This is a genomic window from Hymenobacter bucti (assembly GCF_042681145.1).
GTDB classification, from domain to species: domain Bacteria; phylum Bacteroidota; class Bacteroidia; order Cytophagales; family Hymenobacteraceae; genus Hymenobacter; species Hymenobacter bucti.
Genome location: NZ_JBHUFD010000003.1, coordinates 978,882 through 1,000,083, shown reverse-complemented (window position 1 = coordinate 1,000,083; position 21,202 = coordinate 978,882). Strand labels below are relative to the sequence as shown.

The window sequence follows — 21,202 nt, the reverse complement described above, 5'->3', positions numbered from 1 at the left end:
ATGTTAAAAACCCGATTTCCGTCCGTCCGCGACTATTTCCCGTTCGAGCCGACCGACGACCAGGCTGTGCTTTTTACCCAGCTCGATGAGTTTCTGCGCGACCCGCTGCCGGGCCGCAAGGTGTTCGTGCTGCGCGGCTACGCTGGCACCGGTAAAACCACCGTGGTGAGCGCTCTGGTGCAGTGGCTCAGTAAGTTGCAGCGCAAATACACGCTTATGGCGCCCACCGGCCGCGCCGCCAAGGTGATGAGCGCCTACGCCGGCGTGCCCGCCAGTACCATTCACAAAAAGATATATCGCCAAACCAGCGGTGCGCCCACCGAGCGCCTCAGCTTTCAGCGCCAGCCCAACCGCACCGAAGAAATGCTCTACATCGTGGACGAGGCCTCCATGATATCGGACGAGAAAGCCTTCGGCGAGAGCGGGTTGCTGGACGATTTGATGGGCTACGTGTTCGAGAAAAGCACCAACCGCCTGCTGCTCATTGGCGATACTGCCCAGCTGCCGCCCGTGGGCCAGCTCCTGAGCCCGGCCCTCGACCCCGAGCTGCTGGCCCACCGCTTCCGCGCCCGCGTGGAAGGCGTGGAGCTGCGCCAGGTGATGCGCCAGGCCGAGGCATCGGGCATTCTGGTCAATGCCACCGAGTTGCGCGAAGAATTGCGCCAGGAGGTGCCCGATATTCGGCTGCATACCAAGGGTTTCAAGGACATGTTTAAGATGGGCGGCGACAAGCTGGAGGACGGCCTGCGCTGGGCCTACCGCAACTTTGGGCACGAGAACACGACTATTATTTGCCGCTCGAACCGCAATGCCAACCAGTACAACCAACTCATCCGGCGCACCTTGTTCGATGCCGAGGAGGAGATTGAGGCCGGCGATTACATCATGGTGGTGCGCAACAACTATTTCTGGCTGCCCAAGGACTCGGAAATTGGCTTTTTGGCCAACGGCGACTTCCTGGAAATCACCAAAATTATCCGCCGCGAGGAAGTATTTGGCTGCCGCTTTGCCCAGGCGCGGGTGCGGCTGGTCGACTATCCCGACGAGCCCGAGCTGGAAGTAAAGCTGCTGCTCGACACGCTGCACACCGAAAGCCCCTCGCTGCCGCGCGACCAGAACGAGGCGCTCTACCAGGCCATCGGCGAAGACTATAGTCACCTCACCAAAAAGAGCGAGCGCAACGCCGAAATGCGCAAAGACCCGTACCTCAATGCCTTGCAAATAAAATTTGCCTACGCTCTCACCTGCCATAAGGCGCAGGGCGGCCAGTGGCAGGCCGTGTTCGTGGACCACGGCTTCCTGAAGCCCGACGAGCCGGTGGGAGGTGAGTTTGCGCGCTGGCTCTACACGGCCATTACGCGGGCCTCGGAGCGGCTGTTTTTGCTCAACTTTCAGCAGCGCCTTATTGCGGAGAGCGAAGTGAGCGAGGATTAAAGAAATTAATGATAGCGAAATAGAAGATTACGGCGCAGCCTATTTACTTTGCTGGCGCAAAATTTTCATCTTTTCTATTCTTTTTTCTGAGTTTATGAAGTACTGTTTCTTTCTGTGGCTATTGGTAGTAGGGATAGGTAGCGCGGCGGCCCAAACCCGCGAAATTTATACCAATGCAAAATTTAAAGAGCTGGCCAAAGACCACAAAACGCTGGCCATCCTGCCCTTCCGGGCCACGCTGTCGCTGCGGCCCAACGAGGTAGCCAAGCAGGGTGGCCCCGAGGGCGTGCGCCGCCTCGAAGAGCGCGAGGGCCTGGACGTGCAGAGCGCGCTGCAATCCTATTTTCTAAAGCAAAAGGAAGACAAGGACCTGCTAGTGGACGTGCAGGATATTGCCAAAACCAACGCCCTGCTGGCCCAGAACAGCATCACGGCCGATAAGCTGCCCGCCATGACCATGGAGCAGTTGGCGCAGCTGCTGGGCGTGGATGGCATCATCTCGGGTACCTTCGAGAGCAGCCAGCCCATGTCGAACGGCGCGGCGATAGCCATGACGATGGTGGTGGGCTTCGGGGCGCCCACCAACTCGGGCAAGCTGACTATCAACATCAACGACGGCAAAACCGGCGAGTTGCTGTGGAAGTACGACAAGAGCCTGTCGCGGGGCCTAGGGTCTAATACCTCAACCATCGTGATGGTGATAATGCGCAAAGCCTCGCGTCAATTTCCGTACTCCAAGGAATTCAAAAGCTAACGGTGGGGTTTAGGCGGGGCAACCCGCGGCAGCTATGCGGGCGAGCTAGTTTGGCCCCCGATTTGCCAGGGCCGGCTTGGCGCGTAAATTTGTTTATTCCTCCTACTCCCTCTTTTACTTCTACTTGCCATGAATAAAGTGCTGCTATTGGCCCTAGGCCTCGCATTTGCCGGAAGCTATACTGCTCAGGCTCAGACTACTGCTGCTGCCACTAAGACGAGCGGCGCCCAAATTAAGTTCTCGGAAGAGAAGTACGACTTTGGCTCCATTAAGCAGGGAGACGTGGTAGACCACGTGTTCAAGTTTAAGAACACGGGCACCCAGCCGCTGGTAATTTCGAACGTGCAGGCTAGCTGCGGCTGCACCATTCCTGACTGGACGAAGGAGCCCGTAGGGCCCGGCAAAATGGGTATGATTTCGGCCAAATTCAACTCGGCCGGCAAGATGGGTATGCAAACCAAAGTGCTGACCATCGAGTCGAACGCCGCTGCTGGTGCCGCCACCGTATCGCTGGTGGGCGAGGTGAAAGACCCGACCGCTGCTTCGGCCACCGCCGACGTGAACACGGCCGATGCCGGCAAGCAGAAAACCAAAGACGGCGACGCAAAATTGAAAGCCAAAGTAAAAAAGTCGTAGTCAGCTAGCTGGCTACCACGCAAAAGAGCGGCCCGGCAATTACTGCCGGGCCGCTCTTTTTTTGTCCGTGGGGGGGGTACCTAGGGCTGCAGCCCTAGGGCGAGCTAGAGCTTGCTCACCAGCAGCAGCAGGCGCACCCAGCCGGCTATCAGCAGCAGCCCACCGATGGGCGCCACGGCCCCCAGCTTGGTAATGCCCGTGAAGCACAGCAAGTAAAGCGAGCCGCTAAAGAACAAAATGCCTCCGAGCCACAGCGCCGCCGTGGTGCCGAGGGGGCCGCGCAGCTCGGGCCGCACCACGGCCAGTACGCCCACCGCCAGCAGCGCCAGGGTGTGGTAAAACTGGTAGCGCACGGCAGTTTCGAAGGTGTCGAAGCGGCCGCTGGCCTCCAGCATAGCCCGCAGGCCGTGGGCCCCGAAGGCCCCAATGGCCACGGTGAGGGCGCCGAGCAAAGCGGCCAGCTGTAAAATAAGACGAGCAGACATGCGGTAGATTGAGGAGTGAGTAGGAGGAAAGTAGTGAGCAATAAAAGGAGAATCCTGTCGCTTTGTTCAGCCATTCGCCACCTCACTACTCCCTACTCTACTGCTAAAGCCGGGGCGGCAAATCGGCGGGTGAAAAGTGAAATGGTAGTAAATCAGCTAGCTTTTCGAAGCGCAGCACCGTGCCAGCGGCGCCCGGCAGCAGCAGCCAAATGGGCTGGCCCTGGCGCATTTCGGCCTCCAGCATTACCTGGCGGCAGGCGCCGCAGGGCAGCGCGGCGGCAAATTCGCCCTGCGCCGGCCGGCCGGCTACCGACATACCTAGAATGCGGGGCGGCGGCCCCAGCTGGCTGCCGGCCAGCCCAAACAACGCCGTGCGCTCGGCGCATAGGCCCGAGGGATAGGCCGCATTTTCCTGGTTAGTGCCTTGAAAAACAGTGCCATCAGCTAGCAGCAGCGCCGCCCCCACGTGGAAGTGCGAGTAGGGCGCGTAGGAGTGGGCCGTGGCGGCGCGGGCGGCGTCCCAGACTTGGCGCTCGGGGGCGCTGAGCTGGTCGGGAGTGGCCAGCTCGTCGTAGTGGAGGCTAAGCTGGCGGCGGGTAGAAGGGTCGGGGGAGAGGACGGCCATGCAAGGGAATAAAAAACGGGGCGGCAAAGTAAGCACCAAGTGGTAAAGTGAGAAGGTGAGGAGTGAAAACGTTTCTCACTCTTTCACCTTCTCACCCCGTGTACTTTTGCCCGGCATGACCCATTCCACCCGCCTTCTGTTGCTCGGGGCCGGCCGCTCGGCCACCGCCCTAATTCAGTACCTACTGGCCCACGCGCCGGCCGAAAAGTGGTTTCTGACCGTGGCCGATGCGCAGCCTGCGCACCTGGTGCCGGTGCTGGCCGCCCACTCGGCCTATACCCGGCCCGTGGCCTTTGAGGGGCACAACGCGGCGCAACTCGACGAGCTGGTGAGCCAGGCCGACCTCGTGATTTCGATGCTGCCCGCCGCCCTGCACCTGGCGGTGGCGCGGGCTTGCTTGCGCCACGGCCGGCACCTGGCCACCGCCAGCTACGTAAGCCCCGAGGTGCGGGCCCTGCACGCTGAAGCGGCCGCCGCCGGGCTGATTTTTCTGATGGAATGCGGCCTCGACCCCGGCCTCGACCATATGTCGGCCATGCAGACAATCGCTGATTTGCAGCGGGATGGCGCGCGCCTCACGGGCTTCAAATCGTACTGCGGCGGGCTGGTGGCGCCCGAGTCGGAAGGGGCCAACCCCTGGCGCTACAAGCTCAGTTGGAACCCGCGCAACGTGGTGCTGGCCGGCCAGGGCGGCCCCGCGCAGTACCTAGAAAACGGGGCTTTGCGGGCCATACCCTACGAGGAGCTATTCAGCCGGGCCGAGGTGCTGGCGGTGCCCGGCCACGGCCACTTCGAGGGCTACGCCAACCGCGATTCGCTTAGCTACCAGGCTGTTTACGGCTTGCCCCACCTGCAAACCATGCTGCGCGGCACCCTGCGCCGCCCCGGCTACTGCGGCGCCTGGCAGGTGCTCGTGGCCCTAGGCCTCACCGACGACACCCAAAAGTTGAATAATGCGGCTACGCTGCCCTGGCAGGCGCTGGTAGCCAGCCGCTTGCCCCAGCCCGCCGCACCCGCCGAGGCGGCCGCTCAGCTCGCCGCCCAGCTGCACCTCGACACGCACGGCCCCGAGCTGGAGCGCCTGGCCTGGCTGGGCATCTTCAGCGAGCAGGTGGTGGGCCTGCACAACGCCACCGCGGCCCAGCTGCTAGAGCATCTGCTGGTCGAAAAATGGGCCCTAGGTCCCCACGACCGCGACCAGGTAGTGATGCAGCACCAATTTGACTACGAGCTGGAGGGTGCGCCGCGCCGCCGCACCGCCTCACTGGTGGTCACGGGCCGCGACGCCACCCACACCGCCATGGCCCAAACCGTGGGCTTGCCCCTGGGTATGGCCGTGCGCCGGGTGCTGCGCGGCGAGGTAGCCGGCCGCGGCGTTGTCATCCCGACCACGCCCGACTTGTACGAGCCCATCCTGGCCGAGCTGGCGGCCGACTACGGCATCGTGTTTCAGGAGCAGGATGCGCCGCGCTAGGACTGGCGAGTGGGCGCCCGCCGCGGCTTACCTCCGCCTGCGGCTGCGACTGCTGGGCCGGCTGGGCCGGGAGATAGGGGCCGTGCGGCTGGCGCTGCTGCTGCCGTTTTTGCTGCTATCGGTGGGGCAGGCGCTGGCCGTAGCCACGGTGCACCCGCGGGGGCGCTGGGCCGTGCCGGTGGTAGTAGCTTGGCTGCTGCTTTCGGCGCACCGACAGCGGGGCGACTACCGCTTCCTGGCCACCACGGCGCCGGGCTTCAAGACCTGGCTGGCCTGGGAATATGCGCTGCTGGCCTTGCCGGTAGGGGCGGTGCTGCTGGCCGGGCGCGCCTACGGGCCGGCTGGGCTGCTACTGCTGGCCCCGCTGGTGGCCTGGGCCCCGCCGGCCGGCGAGGACCGCGCCAGCCGGCGCCGGTGGCGCAGCCCGTTTCGCAGCGAGGCGTTTGAGTGGGTGAGTGGCATGCGGGCCACTAAGGGCTTGTGGCTGTGGCCCGTGCTGCTGGGGCTGGCCAGCTGGCAGCGGGCCTCGCCGCTGGCCCCGCTGGCGGCGCTGCTCGGCTGGCTGCTGGTGGTGCTGGCCTGCTACGGCACTGCCGAGCCGGCCACGATGCTGGCGCTGGCGGCCCGCGCGCCGGGCCAGTTTTTGCGGCGGCGCCTGGGGCTGGGGCTCGGCTACGCGGCCACCACGGCCGCGCCCTTCTGGGTTTTGCTGGCGAGCGGGCCGGCGGGCCGGGGCGGGGCGCTCGCCGTGGCTGTGGCCTGGCTGGCGCTGGTAGCGCTGTTTATCGTGGCGAAATACGCCTTCTACCCCAACGAGACGCACTTTCGCAGCACGCAAGGCTTGGTGCTGGCGATAGCCTTGGCGCTGATTGGCAACCCCTTGTACCCGGTGCTGCTGCTGGTGGCGGCCGGCGGCCTGCCCTGGCAGGCCCGGCGCCGGCTAGCGCGTGAGCTATCGTCTACGACTGCGCTAGCAAGGCCGGCCGCTGCGTGATTTCGTGGTAGCAGATGTGGTCGGGGCTGAAGTAGTGCAGCACCATACTCTTGCGCGTAAGGTCCTTGTTGGTCTGGGGTTCGCCGCCGTGCAGCAAATTGGCGTGCCAAATAAAAATATCCCCCTTCTTGGCCAGAAAAACCTGCTTTTTCAGGCCTAGGTCGGCTACGCGCTGCTTGATGAAGTCCTCGTAGGCCGAGTAGTCCTTGGCGCCGATAAACCACGCGCTGCCTTGGTTATCGTAGTCGGCATTGAGGTAATAAGGCAGCTGGTGGCTACCCGGAAAATAGTGCAGGGGCCCGTTTTCAGGCGTGATGTCTTCGAGGGCTACCCAGGCCGCAATGAGGCCCCCTAGGGGGTAGGTGCTCATGTGAATACTGTCGGAATGCGTGTGCTGCTCGCTGCCAGACAAGAAGTTAATGCTTTGAAAAAGCCGGGCTTCGTGGCCTAGTAGCGCCGTCAGCAATGTGCGTAGCTGCGGGTCTTCGGCGGCCTGGCGAATGAGGGGCGACTTCTCAAAAGCCAGCATGAGCTTGTTGCGGTACCTGAACTTAAGCTGGCCCGTTGCCACCAGTTTTTCCAGGGCCGTATTAATGGCCTCGACGCGCTCGGGCGAAAAAAAGCCTGGCAACACGGCAAAGCCCTGGGCGTCAAAGCCTAGCAAGCTGGCTTGCGCAGCGGCCGGCAGCGCTTCGAACGCTTCGTTGCCAACGAGCCGTTCGGCCAGGCTGGGGCCCGGACTACTGGGGCGGGCGGGCAGGTGGGCAAAATCCTGACTGGAGACGGAAGAAAAGTACGATTTGCGCAGGCCCAGCTTTTGGTAAAGCGTTGCGTTGTGCGCCAGCCGGCGGTGTTGAAAGAGGTTATAAAACGCGTAAGCTGGCTTAAAACGGCGAATAAAGCTCATGGCAAAATGGGGAGGCCAGGGCCAGAATTCAGGCTGCGGTCCGGCTGGGCGGCGCGGGCGTGGTTATTTGCGGCTCTGGAGCGATATAAGTACGCAGCAATTTATGCTCGAAATAACGGACCTGCACAAAGCCTACGGCCGCCACGAAGTGCTGCGCGGCGTGAGCCTGGCGGTGCGGCCCGGCACCATCCACGGCCTGATAGGGGCCAATGGCGCGGGCAAAACCACGCTCATCAACTGCCTCTACGGCCTGGAAACGGGCTTTACGGGCACCGTGCGGGCCGGCACTGCCGGGGGCAAGCAAGTGCGCGACCTCACGGGCCTGGTGCCCTACGAGCCGTACTTCTACCCGCGCCTGACGGGGCGCGAGTACGTGCAGTTTTGCCTGCAGGCGCGGGGCCGCCCCGTGCCCGACCTAGGTCCCTGGAACCAGCTGCTGGAGCTGCCCCTCGACCAGTACGCCAATGAATACTCGGCCGGCATGAAGAAAAAACTGGCGTTGCTGGCCGTGCTGGTGCAGGATTTTCAATTCCTCATTCTGGATGAGCCCTTCAACGGCCTCGACCTCGAAGCCAACCTGCTGCTCAAAGAAATCCTGAAGCGCCTACGCGACCGCGGCACCGGCCTGCTGCTGACTTCGCACATCCTAGGTACCCTTACCGAGGTAGCCGACGAGGCCAGCGTGCTGGTAGCCGGCCGGGTGCAGCGCCACTACGCGGCCGCCGAGTTTGGCACCCTAGAGGCCGACTTGTTGGCGGCGTTGCATGGCGAAAAGCTGGCCCACTTGCGCACGCTGCTGTGAGTAGCGCGGACCCTGCGAGTCCGCGAAGGGCTTCGGTGGTTGCGCCAGCCACTCCTTGCGCGGACTCGCAGAGTCCGCGCTAAAGCGCCAAATAAAACCCGCTCAACAGCACCCGGAACGCCGCCGAATACGCGCCATCAGCGTCCTGAATCACTAAGCTATCCGCTTTAACCTCCGCCGACGAGCCCCGCCCAAACGTGCTGATGCTGCGCGTGGCGCGCCCGCCCGGCCGGTGCTGCACTACCAGCCGCGCCTGCGCGGGTAGCCCGCCTGCCGCCGCTCCCTGCTCAAACTGCTGCATCTCGGGCGGCGGCAACAGCACCGTAAGCGTGCCGCCCGGCCCTAGGTGCCCCGCCGCAAAGCCGATAATATCACCAAACGTGAGCGAGCCCGCGCCCTCGTGCCGGGCCGTGGCGCGGGCGGCATCGGGCGGGGCCAGGCTGCGCCGGAAAAACGGCGGATTACAAACAATGTGGCTGAAAGAGCCTGGCCGCGTGGCCGCGTAGGCTATCAGGCTCAGCGCGTGCACCCGGATGCGGCGGGCCCAGGGGCTGGCCGCCGCGTTGGCCGCCGCTTGGGCGGCGGCGGTGGGGTCTATTTCGATTGCCTCAATCGTAGCAGCCGGCGCGCGTTGGGCGGCCATGAGGGCCAGCAGCCCGGTGCCGGTGCCGAGGTCGAGCACGCGGGTGGCCCCGCCTAGGTCAGCCGCCGCGCCCAGGAGGCAGGCATCGGTGCTCACCTTTTGGGCGCAGTCGGCCTGGTTGATGCGGAACTGCTGGAATTGGAAGTAGTCGTTGGGCAACGGAAAAAAATAAAAGAACCCGTTATTGAAGCGGATGGCAGCACCACCGGAGGTCGGGGAGGAGTGTAGGTAAAGGTAGAAAGCGTGGCTAGTTGTTAACCGAACCTCCGCCTAGGTGATAAAAAACAGGTGCGGCGTTGATTAAGGGCCACCCGCTGCTATCTCCGGCTAGACTGTTCTACTCACCGTCCCAAAACTCCGCGCCGCTTTCCCGGCATTCCGCCGCCTAAAACCGGCATTCGCCAACCTTTATTTCTAGGGCCTAGGCGCACACAGGAGCTTTGGGACATGAAACAAGTAGCTTCTTCGCTGGCGGCTAGCCTCCTGTGCCTTATGCTGGCCGCCAGCGCCTGCAATTCTAAATCTGACCAAGCGGCGGCCGGCGGCGGCCCACCCGGCGCGGGCGGCCCAGGTGGCGGCTCCGGCGGCCCGGCCCAGGTGCTCGACTACGGGGTGCTCACCCTCCAGCCGAGCACGGCCGAGCTGCACACCGACTACCCCACCGCGCTGCAAGGGCAGGCCGACGTGGAAATCCGGCCCAAGGTGGAGGGCTTTATCGACCAGGTGCTGGTGGATGAGGGCGCACACGTGCGCAAGGGCCAGCTGCTGTTCCGCCTCAACAGTGACGAGGCCGACCAACAGGTGCGCGCCGCCCAATCGGCCGTGCTCAGCGCCCAGGCCGACGTGACCACGGCCCAGCTCGACGTTAGCAAAACCGAGCCGCTGGTAGCAGATAAAATCCTGAGTGCCTACACCCTCAACGCCTACCGGGCCACGCTGCAAGCCAAAAAAGCCTTGCTGGCCCAGTCGCGCGCCTCGCTCATCGGCACCCAGAAAACGCAGAGCTACACCCGCATCAACAGCCCCGTGGATGGCGTAATTGGCACGCTGCCCTACAAGCTGGGCAGCCTGGTGAACGCCACCAGCACCCAGCCCCTCACCACGGTATCGAGCAACAGCTCGGTTCGGGCGTATTTCTCTATTAATGAGAAAGATGCGCTTACCCTCGGCGAAGCCAACAAGGGCTTGTCGGCGGCCCAGCGCTTGGCCAAGCTGCCGCGCGTGCAGCTGGTACTGGCCAACGGCCAGCTCTACCAGCGCCCCGGCCGCGTGGAGGCGGCCAGCGGCCTCGTGAACAGCAGCACCGGCTCGGTGCAGGTGCGGGCCGACTTTCCTAACCCCGATGGGCTGCTGCACAGCGGCGCCACCGGCCGGGTGCGCGTGCCCCAAACCGTACCCAACGCCCTGCTCGTGCCGCAGGCCGCCACCTACGAGCTGCAAGGCAAGCGCTTCGTGTACGTGGTGGGCGCCGGCAACAAGGTAGTGAACACCGCCATCGACGTCCTACCCCTCACCGACGGCCTCAACTACGTGGTGAGCAGCGGCCTCAAGGCCGGCGACCAAATCGTGACCGAGGGCGTGAATAACCTTCAGGACGGGCAAGCCATCAAGCCGCGCCCGGTGACGGCCGCGACGGCGACGGCGGTGGCCACCCCAGCCGCCGCGCCGGTAGCTAGCGCGCGTTAATTCTTATCCAACAGTTCGTTATGTTTAAAGTATTCATTGAGCGGCCGGTGCTCTCGACAGTTATTTCGGTGCTCCTGGTGATTCTCGGGGTGCTGGGGCTGGTGTCGCTACCCGTGTCGCAGTACCCCGATATTGCGCCACCCACGGTGCAGGTATCGGCCAGCTACACCGGGGCCAATGCCGACGTGGTGCTGCGCTCGGTGGTGGTGCCGTTGGAAGAGCAAATCAACGGCGTGGAGAACATGACTTACATGACCTCCACCTCCAACAACGAGGGCTCGGCCTCTCTCACGATTTACTTCAAGCAGGGCACCAACCCCGACCTGGCCGCCGTGAACGTGCAGAACCGCGTGAGCAAAGCCACCCCCCTGCTGCCCGCCGAAGTCACCCAAACCGGCGTGACCGTGACCAAGAGCCAGAGCAGCAACCTGCTCATCTTCTCGCTCTACAGCGACAACCCAGCCTACGACCAGACCTTCCTGCAGAACTACGCCAAAATCAACCTGCTGCCGCAGCTGCAGCGGGTGACGGGCGTGGGCAGCGCCTCCGTATTCGGCACGCGCGACTACTCGATGCGCATCTGGCTGAAGCCCGACGTGATGGCCAGCTACGGCCTCATTCCAAGCGATATATCGGCCGCGCTGGCCGAGCAAAACATCGAGGCCGCGCCCGGCAAGCTGGGCGAAAACGGCGGCCAGGCCTTCCAATACATCCTCAAGTACAAGGGCCGGCTGGTGCAGCCCACCGAGTACGGCGCCATCGTCATCCGCACCCTGGCGGGCGGGCAGGTGCTGCGCCTCAAAGACGTGGCCAGCATCGAGTTAGGGGCCCTGAGCTACTCGGCCACCACCTCTACCCAGGGCAAGCCCAGCGTGATTGTGGCCATCAGCCAAACCGCCGGCTCCAACGCCCAGGACGTGGTAATCGACTGCAAAGCCCTCATCGACCAAGCCGCCAAGACGTTCCCGAAGGGTATCAAAACGGCCACCCTCACCGACGCCAACAAGTTCCTGGATGCCAGCATCGAAAAGGTGCTGCACACGCTGGCCGAGGCGTTTATTCTGGTGTTCATCGTAGTGTTCATCTTCTTGCAGGATTTCCGCTCCACGCTCATCCCGGCCATTGCCGTGCCGGTGGCCATCGTGGGCACGTTCTTCTTTCTCAATCTCTTCGGGTTTACCATTAACCTGCTCACGCTCTTTGCGTTGGTGCTCGCCATCGGCATCGTGGTCGATGACGCCATTGTGGTCGTCGAGGCCGTGCACGCCAAGCTCGACGCGGGCGAAAACTCGCCCAAGCAGGCCACGCTTTCGGCCATGAGCGAGATTTCGGGGGCCATCATTTCGATTACTTTGGTGATGGCAGCCGTGTTCGTGCCGGTCACGTTCATCACCGGCTCGGCAGGCGTGTTCTACAAGCAATTTGGCCTCACGCTGGCCGTGGCCATCATCATTTCGGCGGTTAATGCCCTGACCCTGAGTCCGGCGCTGTGCGCGCTGCTGCTCAAGCCGCACCCGCAGGGCGAGCACGCGCACAGCAGCCTGCTCCAGCGGTTTTACGCCGCCTTCAACACCAGCTTCGAGGCCGTGACGGGGCGCTACACGCGGGCCGTGGGCGGCCTGAACCGCCACAAGTGGGTGGCGCTGGTGGGTATCGCGCTGTTCGGGGGGATATTTTGGTGGGGCCTGAAGACCACGCCCAGCAGCTTCGTGCCTACGGAGGACAGCGGCACGCTCTTTTCCAATATCAGCCTACCCCCCTCCTCCTCGTTGGAGCGCACCCAAAAGATAGTAAATGAGGTCGATAGCATCGTGGCGAGCCTGCCCGAGCTGAACACCCACAGCCAGATTGCGGGCCAGAACTTCATCAACGGCTCGGGTAGCGCCTACGGCATGGTGATTGGCGAATTGAAGCCCTGGGACCAGCGCACCAACAAGCCCATTGCGGCCACCATCGGCGAGCTGTTTGCCAAAACGGCCCACATCCGGGGGGCTAACATCATCTTCTTTTCGCCGCCCACGCTGCAAGGTTTCGGCACCAGTAACGGCTTTGAATTGCAGCTGCAAGACAAGGCCGGCGGCGACATCGCCACGATGGGCAAGGTGAGCCAGCAGTTTATAGCCGCTCTCACCAAGCGGCCCGAAATCCAGTTTGCCACCACCGGATTCAACCCCAATTTCCCGCAGTACCAGGTCGATATCGACGTGGCGCGCACCAAGGAAGCCGGCCTCACGCCCAACGACCTGCTGAGCACGCTGCAAGGCTACTTCGGCGGTCTCTACGCCTCCAACTTCAACCAGTTTGGCAAGCAGTACCGCGTGATGGTGCAGGCCGAGGCCAGCGCCCGCGTTAATGCCGAGAGCCTGAACCGCATTTTCGTGCGCAGCAGCACCGGCACCATGGCGCCCATCACCGAGTTCATCACCCTCACCCGGGTATTCGGCCCCGAAACCTTGTCGCGCTTCAACCTCTACTCAGCCGTGACCGTGACGGGCAGCCCCAACCCCGGCTACAGCTCGGGCGACGCCATCAAGGCCGTGGAGGAAGTGGCCAAGCAGACGCTGCCCGCCAGCTGGGGCTACGAGTTTTCGGGCCTCACGCGGGAGGAAATTTCGGCCGGCTCGCAGACCATGTACATTTTTGGGCTCTGCCTGGTGTTCGTGTATTTCCTGCTGAGCGCGCAGTACGAGAGCTACATTCTACCGTTTGCGGTGCTGTTTTCGCTGCCCATCGGCCTGGCGGGCGCATTTATTTTCGCCAAAATCTTCGGGGTTGATAACAGCATCTACCTCCAGATTTCGCTCATCATGCTCATCGGCCTGCTGGCCAAAAACGCCATCCTCATCGTAGAGTTTGCCCTGGCCCGGCGGCGCCACGGCCTGCCCCTGCTAGAGGCGGCTATCGAGGGCGCCAAGGCCCGCTTCCGCCCCATCCTGATGACCTCCTTCGCCTTCATCCTGGGCCTCTTACCGCTGATGCTGGCCAACGGGGCCGGCGCGCTCGGCAACCGCGCCATCGGCACGGCGGCGGTGGGCGGCATGCTCATCGGCACCGTGTTCGGGGTGTTCGTGATTCCGGTTTTGTTCGTGATTTTCCAGGGCTTGCAGGAGCGCATCAGCGGCCCGCCGGTGGCGGCAGAAGTGGCGGCTGTTGATGATGGTCTAGCCGGTTGGTTACTCGCCGAAGGGGCGCCTCATGAGACCCCTTCGGGGACGGCTCCCTCTACGAAAGGCATAGGGAGAGTCTAACGATTTTTAAACGATTAGAGCCAAAAACGCCGCCTAGGTTCCCCCTCCCCCGCAGGGGAGGGGGCCAGGGGGTGGGGCTGCACACTTAGGGCACGCCCGCTAGCACCACCCAGCTCGCTACCTCATTACCAATATGAAACCTTCCCTGTTGCGCGGGCTCCTGAGCCTGCTGCTGCTTTGCTATATCTCTAGTTGTAAGGTGGTGAAGCCCTACCAGGCGCCCCCCATCGACACCACCGGCCTCTACCGCGACGAGGTGCCGAAGGACACGCTCACGCTGGCCCAATTGCCCTGGCGCACGCTCTTCACCGACCCGCAATTGCAGGCTTTGCTGGCCGATGGCATCGCCCACAACCTCGATTTGCAGGTGGCCGTGGCGCGGGTGCAGCAGGCCGATGCGTACTTCCGCGAGAGCAAGGCGGCGTTTTTGCCTTCGCTCTCGGGCACGGCCTATGTGGCGCGGGTCAAGCAAGCGGCGTTTGCGGGGCTGGGGTCGTTTCCGGCCGCTACGCAGTATCAGCTCTACGGCACGGCCAGCTGGCAGGCCGACGTGTGGGGCCAATTGCGCAGCGCCAAGCGCTCGTACCTGGCGCTGCTGCGCCAGAGCGTATCGTACCAGCGCGCCGTGCAAACCTCGCTGGTGTCGAGCATCGCCACCGATTACTACCTGCTGCTGTCCCTGGACAAGCAGCTGGCCATCACGCAGCAAACCGTGGCTAGCCGCGACCAGACCGTGAAAACCATGCGTGCCCTGAGCGAGGCCGGCATCGTGACCGGCGCGGCCGTGGTGCAGGCCGAGGCCAGCCGCTACGCCGCCTCCGTCAGCATCCCCGACCTCAAGCAGCAAATCCGCGAAACCGAGAACACCATCAGCCTGCTGCTGGGCCGCGCGCCCGGCCCCATCGCCCGCGGCACCATCGAGGCGCAGCAGCCCGTGACCACCCTGCAAACCGGGGTGCCGGCCCAGCTGCTGCGCTACCGCCCCGAGGTGCAGGAGGCCGAATACGCCTATGAGTCGGCCTTTCAGCTCACCAACGCGGCCCGCACATACTTCTACCCCGCCCTCACCCTCACGGCCAACGGCGGCTTCTCGACCTACACACCCAGCACCATCTTCAACCCAGCCTCCATTTTCGGTACCCTGGCGGCGGGTTTGGTGCAGCCCATCTTTAGCAAAGGCGCCAACAAAGCCCGGCTGCGGGTAGCCCGCGCCCAACAAACCGAGGCGCAGCTCAACTTCCAAACCGCCGTGCTCACCGGTGGCCGCGACGTGGCCAACTCGCTCTACTCGTACCAGGCCGCCAGCGACAAAGTAGTGGAGCGTACCCAGCAGCTCGACGCCCTTCAAAAGTCGGTGACCTTCAGCGAGAAGCTGCTGGCCAGCGGCTTCGCCAACTACACCGAGGTGCTCACGGCCCAGCAAAGCCTGCTGGCCGCCCAGCTCAGCGGCGTCAGCGACCGGCAGCAGCAGTTGCAAGCTATTACGACGCTGTACCAGGCCCTAGGCGGCGGCTGGCAGTAATCGCTTAGCTTGTGGCGCGGCTAATCTGGGCCGCAAGCTGCCTCACTCTTTCCTTTGCTTCATGTCTCCTGCTGCCACCGCTTTCCACCTCACCGTTCGCCAGAAGTGGAAGCTGGCGGCGGGCCTGGTGCTGCTCTACTACCCCATCCTATTTTACATCGACTTTCCGGAGTGGGAACACAGCTGGGCCGGGGTGGTGCGCACCCTGCCCGTTCAAGTGGTGGGCATTGTAGTCACGCTGGGATTTTACTTCTTGTGGCTCAATATGGTAGAGTGGATTCAGGGCCGGCTACCGGGGCGCTTTGGCGACGACTTTTTGCTGGAAATGAAGCTGCCGGCCCAGCTCGCCACGCTGGGTATTTCGCTGGTGCTGGCGGCCGTGTTCATCGCGGCCTACGGGGTGGTGCAGGGGACCGTGCGGGAACTATTACTCCAGTTGATAACGCCCCCGCCCGAAGCTTTGAACCTGAGCTCCGAGCACCGTGCCCTGTTTTTGCGGGCCAACAAGGGCTTCTTCCTCATGCTGATGCTCACGGCCTTCTACCTCATCGCCAATAGCCAGGCGCTGCTGCGGGTGCGGGCCTTCCACCAGCGCGCCGAGCAGCTCGAAAACTCGACTCTGCAAGCCCAGTTGGCGGCCCTCAAGAACCAGGTCAACCCGCATTTTCTGTTCAACAGCCTCAGCATCTTGTCGTCGCTGGTCCACGTCGATGCCGCGCTTTCCGAGCGCTTTGTCGAGCAGCTGGCCCGCGCCTACCGCTACACCCTGGAGCAAAAGGACAACGACCTAGTACTGCTTAGCACCGAGCTGGACTTCATTAAGTCCTATACCTTTTTGCTCAAAATCCGCTTCGAAGACAAGTTCGACGTGGTGCTCGACATCCCGGACGCCACGCGCCACCGCTACCGGGTGGCCCCGCTCACCTTGCAGCTACTGGTCGAGAACGCCGTGAAGCACAATCAGATGTCGGCCGCGCACCCGCTCCTGGTCAGCATCGCGGTAGTGGCCGATGAGCTGGTGGTGCGCAATACCTTACAGCGCCGCCCCCTGCCGCTGGCGACGGCCTCCACAGGGGTCGGACTGCAAAATATCCTCAATCGCTACCACCTGCTCACGCCCCTGCCCATTCACATCGGCGAAGTCGCCGGCACGTTTGAAGTCCGTATTCCGCTCCTGCCATGAACGTACTCGTTATTGAAGACGAAAACCTGACGGCCCGCCGGCTCGAAAGCCAGCTGCTGCGCTACGACCCCACCATCGTGGTGCTCGACCGGCTGCCCTCCGTGGCGCGGGCCGTAGCCTGGCTGCGCACCCACCCCGCGCCCGATTTGCTCTTCCTCGACATTCATTTGGAGGATGACTTGGGCTTCCGCATTTTCGAGCAGGTGCAGGTGAGCACGCCCGTCATTTTCACCACCGCCTACGACGAGTACATGGTGCAGGCTTTCAAGGTCAACAGCATCGACTACCTGCTCAAGCCCATCGACTACGAGGCCCTAGCCGCCGCCCTCGACAAGTACAAAACCCTGCGCCAGCACTTCGCGCCCGCCCCGCCGCCCGACCTCACGGCCCTGCTCCAGCTACTCGGCAAGCCCGCCGAGCCTGCCTACCGCGACCGCTTTATGGTAAGCATCGGCCCCAAGCTGCGCAGCGTGGAAGTGAGCGAAATCGCCTACTTCTTCCTCGAAGAAAAACTCACTTTCCTCGCCAACCAGCAGGGCACCATGCTGCCCCTCGAATACAGCCTCGACAAGCTCACCCAGCTGCTCAACCCGCGCCAGTTCTTTCGCGTGAGCCGGCAGTATTTGGTGAGCCTGGCCGCCATCCGCACCGTGCACACCTACTCGGCCGGCAAGCTCAAGCTGGAGCTCGTGCCCACCCCGCGCCACGACGTGTTCGTGAGCGGCGACCGGGTGGCCGACTTCAAGGACTGGCTGGGGCGGTAGGCGCACGGCTTGGCTGCCTCAGGCAGCCAGCCGAAAGAATATTTTATCCTGGACAACAGCCATCTTAACTACCTGATTTTATAACGCGCTAACTGGACCAGCGACGGTTACCTACTTATTTCCGTATCCGATATTTCAACCAGGCCAGCACCTGGCCGCGGCCCGGCCAGACGCTTATTTTCCCGTCCCCGCGTCCTTTTTATCCATGAACTTAACGAATCAAACGGTGCTCATCACCGGCGCTACCTCTGGCATCGGCCTGAATTTGGCCATCGAGCTGCACAAGCTGGGCAACCAGGTTATCATCTGCGGCCGGCGCCAGGAGCGGCTGGCTGAGCTGGCTGCGCAGCACCCTGGCTTGGCCACGCGGGTGTGCGACGTGAGCGAGGCCGCCCAGCGCGAAAGCCTGGCCGCCTGGGCCACCGCCACCTACCCCAGCCTCAACGTGCTGGTCAACAACGCGGGCTTTATGCAGCTCCACGACCTCACCCAGGCGCTTGACAGCGAGAAGATAACGGCCGAAATCACGACCGACCTCATCGCGCCCATTCACCTAGGCAGCCTGCTGGCCGTGCACCTGGCGCAGCAGCCCACCGCCGCGATTATCAACGTGACTTCGGGCCTGGCCTTCACGCCCCTGGCCTCGATGCCCGTGTACTGCGCCGCCAAAGCCGGCCTGCACTCCTTTTGCCTGTCGCTGCGCTACCAGCTGCGCGACACGGCCGTGCGGGTGTTCGAAATAGTGCCCCCGGCCGTGCACACCGAGTTCAGCCAGGTGGGCGGCTATGATATTTCCAACGACAATGCCATGAACGTGAACGACTTCGTACAGGAAGTGCTCCGGGTGCTGGCGCAGGACCAGTACGAGGTAGGCATCGGCATCGCGGAGGGCCTGCGCCAGCAGAAGGACGCGCTATTCGGGGCGCTCAATCCGTAGCCGTAGCCGCAGCGGTATCTAGGGCAATGACTCCAGCAGTTTCAGGAGGCCGGCAGAACTGCTCACTCTTTGAGCGCAGTCGGCTTGGTTGATGCGGAACTGCTGGAACTGGAAGTAGTCGTTGGGCAAAATTTGCGGGACTTAGCGGGGCTTGATGGGCAGCCAGATTTCTTCCTCTGAATCTGGCGCATCGCTGCGGTATTTTTCGCCTAACAACTCGAAATGTGGCCGGTCGTCAAGCACGTAGTTGGAGCCAGGCAGCCAAGTTTTGAAAATATATTGAAACGTGGCCGCCCCCTGGCTGGCCGGACCTTGGTGCAAAAACACGGCGTAAAGCCCCCCCGCTAGCTCAAGCATTTCGAAGCCGGCCGGCAGCACAAAGGAAGGGTCAGCTACTTCCTGGGCGGCCCATTTTTCAAAAAGTGTTTCGGGCGAAAAGCGAGTGAAATACCCCAGCGGGTAACGCTGGAGTGAATAGCGAGCCCTGCCACCTGGTAGCGCGGCGCGCTCTTGCATAAAGCCGCGCCATAGCTCGGTTGTGGTATTGGCAGCTAGCGACATCACCTGCCGCTGGCCAACGAGCCGCTTGGGGCCAAGAGTTTCCAGGCGGAGCAGTTTGGGAAGGATGCTCATAAGCTTACCCCAGCGCCTCGTACCCCTCATCTACGAGCAAACCCTTACCTAGGGCGCTTTGCACGGCGAGCACGTCGCAGCGCTCGTTTTCGGCGTGGCCAGCGTGGCCTTTTATCCATTTGAAAGAGACTTTGCGCTGCTCGTAGATGCGCAGGAAGCGCCGCCACAGGTCCTCGTTGGCTTTTTTGCCAAAATCGGGTTTTTTGACCCAGCCGAAGACCCAGCGCTTTTCGACAGCATCGACCACGTACTTGGAGTCGGACACGACCAGGATGGGGATTTCGGGGCGCGTCACGGCTTCGAGGCCCACTATCACGGCCAGCAGCTCCATGCGGTTGTTGGTGGTGCGGCGGAAGCCCTGGCTCAGCTCCTTTTCGTGGGGGCCGTAGCGCAGAATGGTGCCGTAGCCGCCGGGCCCGGGGTTGCCGCGCGACGAGCCATCGGTGAAGAGGGTAATCACTTTTTGGGGTAGGAGGGTAGGAGGGTGAGGGGGTAGGAAGGAATAGGGCCGAGAGTAAAACCGTCCGTCATGCTGAGCGCAGCGCAGCGCTTAGCATGACGGACGGCTTCTATCACTTATCTACTTCGCTACCGCTTCCTCATTCCGGATTTTCTCGAAAAACTGTACCAGGGCCTCAAACGCGGCATCCGGCACGGCCGGGAAGTTGGCGATGCGGAAGCTGGTGGCCTTGTGGTCGCCGTAGCCCGAGCCCAGTTGCAGGCCGGCCTCGTCGCGGGCGCGGCGCTTGACCTCCTCGATGAGGGCGGGCGGGCCCTGCACCCCGATAACGGTGGTGGAGCGGGCATCCACGTTTTCGATGAGCGGGCGCAGACCTAGGGGCTGCACCTGCCCAAAGTAGTCGTAGAGCTTTTGGGCGCGCTCCTGCAAGTGCGGGGCAATGACCTTGATGGGCTCGCGCATGTTGAGCACGCGGCTCAGAAGGTAGATACCCAGCACGTTAGGGGTGTGGGTGGTCTGGAAGTTCAGCATGTTGGATATCATGCTGTTGAGGCTGTTATAGTGCGCCTTGTCGCCGATTTCGCGGGCGCGGGCCACGGCGCGTGGCGAGAGCACCATGAGGCCCAGGCCGGCGGGCAGGCCCAGGCACTTCTGCACCGAGCCGTACCAGACATCCGCCTTGATAAACTTGAGCTGCACGCCGCCGATGGACGACGTAGCATCCACGGCCAGCAGGGCCGGCCCGAGGCGGTTGAAGACGTTCAGGATGAACGAGTCGCGCAGCTGGGTGGCGGTGCTGGTTTCGTTTTGGGTGAGGCACACGAGGTCGGTTTCCTCGGGGTTGAAGGGCAGGCTGGCCGGGTCGGGCACGTCGTTGATGTCGAAGCGTAGGCCAGTGCAGCCCGGCCGCAGGGCGCGGGCGTAGTCAAACCACTTCTGCCCAAACGACCCATTATAGAGGTGAAACGAACGGCGCGGCGTGAGGCTCTGGGTCAGGATTTCCCAGCACTCGGTGGCCGACGACGTGAACAGAATGGTATAGTCTTGCGGGATGTTGAGCTTGGCGCGGGCCTGCTCGAGGCAGTGGCGCACGAGCGCCGCGAAGCGTTCGCCCCGGTGCGGCGCCGACAGCCAGCCTTCTTCATAGGCGTCGGTCAGGTACTGGCGTAGCTCGGGGTACACGGCCGCGGGGCCGGGATTGAAAGTGTAAGTCGGGAGGATTGCCATAGTACCGGCAAAGGTATTCAGCAGTAGCTTGGACTTTGTAGTCCGAGCGCGCGCGCAGCGAGCATCTGCGGTCAGGGTACGTTGGGTACGGGCCGTTCTTGCGTAGATGCGAGCCTTGCTCGCGCTCGGACTACAAAGTCCAAGCTACTGCTACCCTACCGCCGCCCAAAACCCACCGGCCGGGGCCGCTGGCTGAGCAAGTAGTGCAGCGCCAGCCGGTAGCTTTCCAGCCCAAAACCCGCGATACTGCCCACGCAGTGCTTACCGATGTAGCTGACGTGCCGAAATTCCTCGCGCCCCGCTAAGTTGCTGAGGTGCACCTCAATAACGGGCAGGCCCGCGCCGGCCACGGCCGCCACGGCATCGCCCAGCGCCACGCTGGTGTGGGTGAGGCCGCCCGCATTGAGCACCACGGCCTGGCTGGCGCTCTCGGAGCCAGCGTCACCCCAGCCGGCGGCGGCGTGCAGGCGGTCGAGCAGCGCGCCCTCGTGGTTGCTCTGGAAAGAAGTCAGCGTGAGGTCGGGGAAGTCGGCCTGTAGCTCGGGCAAGTAGTCTTCGAACGAGCGGTGGCCGTAGATGTGCGGCTCGCGGCGACCTAGGAGGTTGAGATTGGGGCCGTTGAGGAGGAGGATGTTCACAGGATTGACAAATAATTGGTTGGTAGGGTGCGGGGCTTGCCCCCGCCCGGCGTTGTTGTGCATACGTAGCCGAACCACGCCGGGCGCGGTTGGCGTGGTTCGGCTACGTATGCGTGACCGAGCAACGCCGGGTGGGGGCCAGCCCCGCAC

Annotated in this window: 20 protein-coding genes; 12 read left to right on the top strand and 8 right to left on the bottom strand. The window is 63.2% G+C overall.

Annotated elements, in window-relative coordinates; genetic code table 11:
• The 3 genes from ACFSDX_RS11860 to ACFSDX_RS11850 all read left to right on the top strand — a co-directional run bounded on the left by ACFSDX_RS11860 (position 1) and on the right by ACFSDX_RS11850 (position 2,824).
• Entirely contained in the window at positions 1–1,434 is a 1,434-nt protein-coding gene (locus ACFSDX_RS11860; RefSeq protein WP_382313651.1) for an ATP-dependent DNA helicase, read from the top strand.
• A gap of 94 nt (positions 1,435–1,528) precedes the next feature.
• Entirely contained in the window at positions 1,529–2,188 is a 660-nt protein-coding gene (locus tag ACFSDX_RS11855; RefSeq protein ID WP_382313649.1) for a hypothetical protein, read from the top strand.
• 129 nt (positions 2,189–2,317) lie between these two features.
• The gene (locus ACFSDX_RS11850; RefSeq protein ID WP_382313647.1) at positions 2,318–2,824 is read left to right on the top strand and encodes a DUF1573 domain-containing protein; all 507 of its coding nucleotides are present in this window, start codon (positions 2,318–2,320) and stop codon (positions 2,822–2,824) included.
• A 104-nt stretch (positions 2,825–2,928) separates the two neighbouring features.
• Here ACFSDX_RS11850 and ACFSDX_RS11845 read toward each other — a convergent pair whose 3' ends face one another.
• Both ACFSDX_RS11845 and ACFSDX_RS11840 read right to left on the bottom strand, forming a co-directional pair.
• Positions 2,929–3,309 (bottom strand): DUF423 domain-containing protein, encoded by a 381-nt coding sequence (locus ACFSDX_RS11845; protein ID WP_382313646.1) that lies wholly within the window; start codon positions 3,307–3,309, stop codon positions 2,929–2,931.
• Positions 3,310–3,412: 103 nt separating this feature from the next.
• Positions 3,413–3,934 carry a cytidine deaminase gene (locus ACFSDX_RS11840; RefSeq protein WP_382313644.1) on the bottom strand — a complete coding sequence of 174 codons (522 nt, stop codon included), beginning with the start codon at positions 3,932–3,934 and terminating at the stop codon, positions 3,413–3,415.
• A 115-nt stretch (positions 3,935–4,049) separates the two neighbouring features.
• On the opposite strand from ACFSDX_RS11840, the gene ACFSDX_RS11835 reads away from it, so the two are divergent.
• Both ACFSDX_RS11835 and ACFSDX_RS11830 read left to right on the top strand, forming a co-directional pair.
• A complete protein-coding gene (locus ACFSDX_RS11835; RefSeq protein WP_382313643.1) occupies positions 4,050–5,408 on the top strand; it encodes a saccharopine dehydrogenase family protein in 1,359 nt (452 codons plus the stop codon).
• Positions 5,395–6,402: a hypothetical protein gene (locus ACFSDX_RS11830; protein WP_382313642.1), complete on the top strand. Its 1,008-nt coding sequence runs from the start codon at positions 5,395–5,397 to the stop codon at positions 6,400–6,402. The genes ACFSDX_RS11835 and ACFSDX_RS11830 overlap by 14 nt, the downstream gene beginning before the upstream one ends.
• On the opposite strand, the gene ACFSDX_RS11825 is transcribed toward ACFSDX_RS11830, so the two are convergent.
• Positions 6,368–7,309, bottom strand: coding sequence for a phytanoyl-CoA dioxygenase family protein (locus ACFSDX_RS11825; RefSeq protein ID WP_382313641.1), 942 nt, complete (start codon positions 7,307–7,309; stop codon positions 6,368–6,370). The genes ACFSDX_RS11830 and ACFSDX_RS11825 overlap by 35 nt on opposite strands.
• A gap of 103 nt (positions 7,310–7,412) precedes the next feature.
• Between ACFSDX_RS11825 and ACFSDX_RS11820 the strand changes: the two genes are divergently transcribed.
• The gene (locus tag ACFSDX_RS11820) at positions 7,413–8,111 is read left to right on the top strand and encodes an ABC transporter ATP-binding protein (protein WP_382313640.1); all 699 of its coding nucleotides are present in this window, start codon (positions 7,413–7,415) and stop codon (positions 8,109–8,111) included.
• Positions 8,112–8,190: 79 nt separating this feature from the next.
• On the opposite strand, the gene ACFSDX_RS11815 is transcribed toward ACFSDX_RS11820, so the two are convergent.
• Complete coding sequence (locus tag ACFSDX_RS11815; protein ID WP_382313639.1) at positions 8,191–8,913, bottom strand: tRNA1(Val) (adenine(37)-N6)-methyltransferase; 723 nt, start codon at positions 8,911–8,913, stop codon at positions 8,191–8,193.
• A 288-nt stretch (positions 8,914–9,201) separates the two neighbouring features.
• Between ACFSDX_RS11815 and ACFSDX_RS11810 the strand changes: the two genes are divergently transcribed.
• The 6 genes from ACFSDX_RS11810 to ACFSDX_RS11785 all read left to right on the top strand — a co-directional run bounded on the left by ACFSDX_RS11810 (position 9,202) and on the right by ACFSDX_RS11785 (position 18,094).
• Positions 9,202–10,440 (top strand): efflux RND transporter periplasmic adaptor subunit, encoded by a 1,239-nt coding sequence (locus tag ACFSDX_RS11810; RefSeq protein WP_382313638.1) that lies wholly within the window; start codon positions 9,202–9,204, stop codon positions 10,438–10,440.
• A 20-nt stretch (positions 10,441–10,460) separates the two neighbouring features.
• Positions 10,461–13,688, top strand: a complete 3,228-nt coding sequence (locus ACFSDX_RS11805; protein ID WP_382313637.1) for an efflux RND transporter permease subunit — start codon at positions 10,461–10,463, stop codon at positions 13,686–13,688.
• A gap of 133 nt (positions 13,689–13,821) precedes the next feature.
• Positions 13,822–15,210, top strand: a complete 1,389-nt coding sequence (locus tag ACFSDX_RS11800; protein ID WP_382313636.1) for an efflux transporter outer membrane subunit — start codon at positions 13,822–13,824, stop codon at positions 15,208–15,210.
• A 61-nt stretch (positions 15,211–15,271) separates the two neighbouring features.
• Entirely contained in the window at positions 15,272–16,393 is a 1,122-nt protein-coding gene (locus ACFSDX_RS11795) for a sensor histidine kinase (protein WP_382313635.1), read from the top strand.
• Entirely contained in the window at positions 16,390–17,157 is a 768-nt protein-coding gene (locus ACFSDX_RS11790) for a LytR/AlgR family response regulator transcription factor (RefSeq protein WP_382313633.1), read from the top strand. The genes ACFSDX_RS11795 and ACFSDX_RS11790 overlap by 4 nt, the downstream gene beginning before the upstream one ends.
• Positions 17,158–17,362: 205 nt before the next feature.
• Entirely contained in the window at positions 17,363–18,094 is a 732-nt protein-coding gene (locus tag ACFSDX_RS11785) for an SDR family oxidoreductase (protein ID WP_382313632.1), read from the top strand.
• 141 nt (positions 18,095–18,235) lie between these two features.
• Here the strand turns inward: ACFSDX_RS11785 and ACFSDX_RS11780 are convergent, their stop codons facing one another.
• The 4 genes from ACFSDX_RS11780 to ACFSDX_RS11765 all read right to left on the bottom strand — a co-directional run bounded on the left by ACFSDX_RS11780 (position 18,236) and on the right by ACFSDX_RS11765 (position 21,052).
• Positions 18,236–18,727 (bottom strand): GyrI-like domain-containing protein, encoded by a 492-nt coding sequence (locus tag ACFSDX_RS11780; protein ID WP_382313631.1) that lies wholly within the window; start codon positions 18,725–18,727, stop codon positions 18,236–18,238.
• Between the two features lie 4 nt (positions 18,728–18,731).
• Entirely contained in the window at positions 18,732–19,187 is a 456-nt protein-coding gene (locus ACFSDX_RS11775; protein ID WP_382313629.1) for a ribonuclease H family protein, read from the bottom strand.
• 120 nt (positions 19,188–19,307) lie between these two features.
• The gene (locus ACFSDX_RS11770) at positions 19,308–20,414 is read right to left on the bottom strand and encodes an aminotransferase class V-fold PLP-dependent enzyme (RefSeq protein WP_382313627.1); all 1,107 of its coding nucleotides are present in this window, start codon (positions 20,412–20,414) and stop codon (positions 19,308–19,310) included.
• A 155-nt stretch (positions 20,415–20,569) separates the two neighbouring features.
• Positions 20,570–21,052: a type II 3-dehydroquinate dehydratase gene (locus tag ACFSDX_RS11765; protein WP_382313626.1), complete on the bottom strand. Its 483-nt coding sequence runs from the start codon at positions 21,050–21,052 to the stop codon at positions 20,570–20,572.
• Between the last annotated feature and the right edge of the window lie 150 nt (positions 21,053–21,202).

Bases quoted from the DNA above. Each gene is read 5' to 3' on its own strand.
- ACFSDX_RS11770 (WP_382313627.1), bottom strand. From the start codon at position 20,414: ATGGCAATCCTCCCGACTTACACTTTCAATCCCGGCCCCGCGGCCGTG.
- ACFSDX_RS11840 (WP_382313644.1), bottom strand. From the start codon at position 3,934: ATGGCCGTCCTCTCCCCCGACCCTTCTACCCGCCGCCAGCTTAGCCTC.
- ACFSDX_RS11825 (WP_382313641.1), bottom strand. From the start codon at position 7,309: ATGAGCTTTATTCGCCGTTTTAAGCCAGCTTACGCGTTTTATAACCTC.
- ACFSDX_RS11855 (WP_382313649.1), top strand. From the start codon at position 1,529: ATGAAGTACTGTTTCTTTCTGTGGCTATTGGTAGTAGGGATAGGTAGC.
- ACFSDX_RS11805 (WP_382313637.1), top strand. From the start codon at position 10,461: ATGTTTAAAGTATTCATTGAGCGGCCGGTGCTCTCGACAGTTATTTCG.
- ACFSDX_RS11820 (WP_382313640.1), top strand. From the start codon at position 7,413: ATGCTCGAAATAACGGACCTGCACAAAGCCTACGGCCGCCACGAAGTG.
- ACFSDX_RS11780 (WP_382313631.1), bottom strand. From the start codon at position 18,727: ATGAGCATCCTTCCCAAACTGCTCCGCCTGGAAACTCTTGGCCCCAAG.
- ACFSDX_RS11860 (WP_382313651.1), top strand. From the start codon at position 1: ATGTTAAAAACCCGATTTCCGTCCGTCCGCGACTATTTCCCGTTCGAG.
- ACFSDX_RS11835 (WP_382313643.1), top strand. From the start codon at position 4,050: ATGACCCATTCCACCCGCCTTCTGTTGCTCGGGGCCGGCCGCTCGGCC.
- ACFSDX_RS11800 (WP_382313636.1), top strand. From the start codon at position 13,822: ATGAAACCTTCCCTGTTGCGCGGGCTCCTGAGCCTGCTGCTGCTTTGC.
- ACFSDX_RS11850 (WP_382313647.1), top strand. From the start codon at position 2,318: ATGAATAAAGTGCTGCTATTGGCCCTAGGCCTCGCATTTGCCGGAAGC.
- ACFSDX_RS11845 (WP_382313646.1), bottom strand. From the start codon at position 3,309: ATGTCTGCTCGTCTTATTTTACAGCTGGCCGCTTTGCTCGGCGCCCTC.
- ACFSDX_RS11790 (WP_382313633.1), top strand. From the start codon at position 16,390: ATGAACGTACTCGTTATTGAAGACGAAAACCTGACGGCCCGCCGGCTC.
- ACFSDX_RS11785 (WP_382313632.1), top strand. From the start codon at position 17,363: ATGAACTTAACGAATCAAACGGTGCTCATCACCGGCGCTACCTCTGGC.
- ACFSDX_RS11795 (WP_382313635.1), top strand. From the start codon at position 15,272: ATGTCTCCTGCTGCCACCGCTTTCCACCTCACCGTTCGCCAGAAGTGG.
- ACFSDX_RS11810 (WP_382313638.1), top strand. From the start codon at position 9,202: ATGAAACAAGTAGCTTCTTCGCTGGCGGCTAGCCTCCTGTGCCTTATG.
- ACFSDX_RS11830 (WP_382313642.1), top strand. From the start codon at position 5,395: ATGCGCCGCGCTAGGACTGGCGAGTGGGCGCCCGCCGCGGCTTACCTC.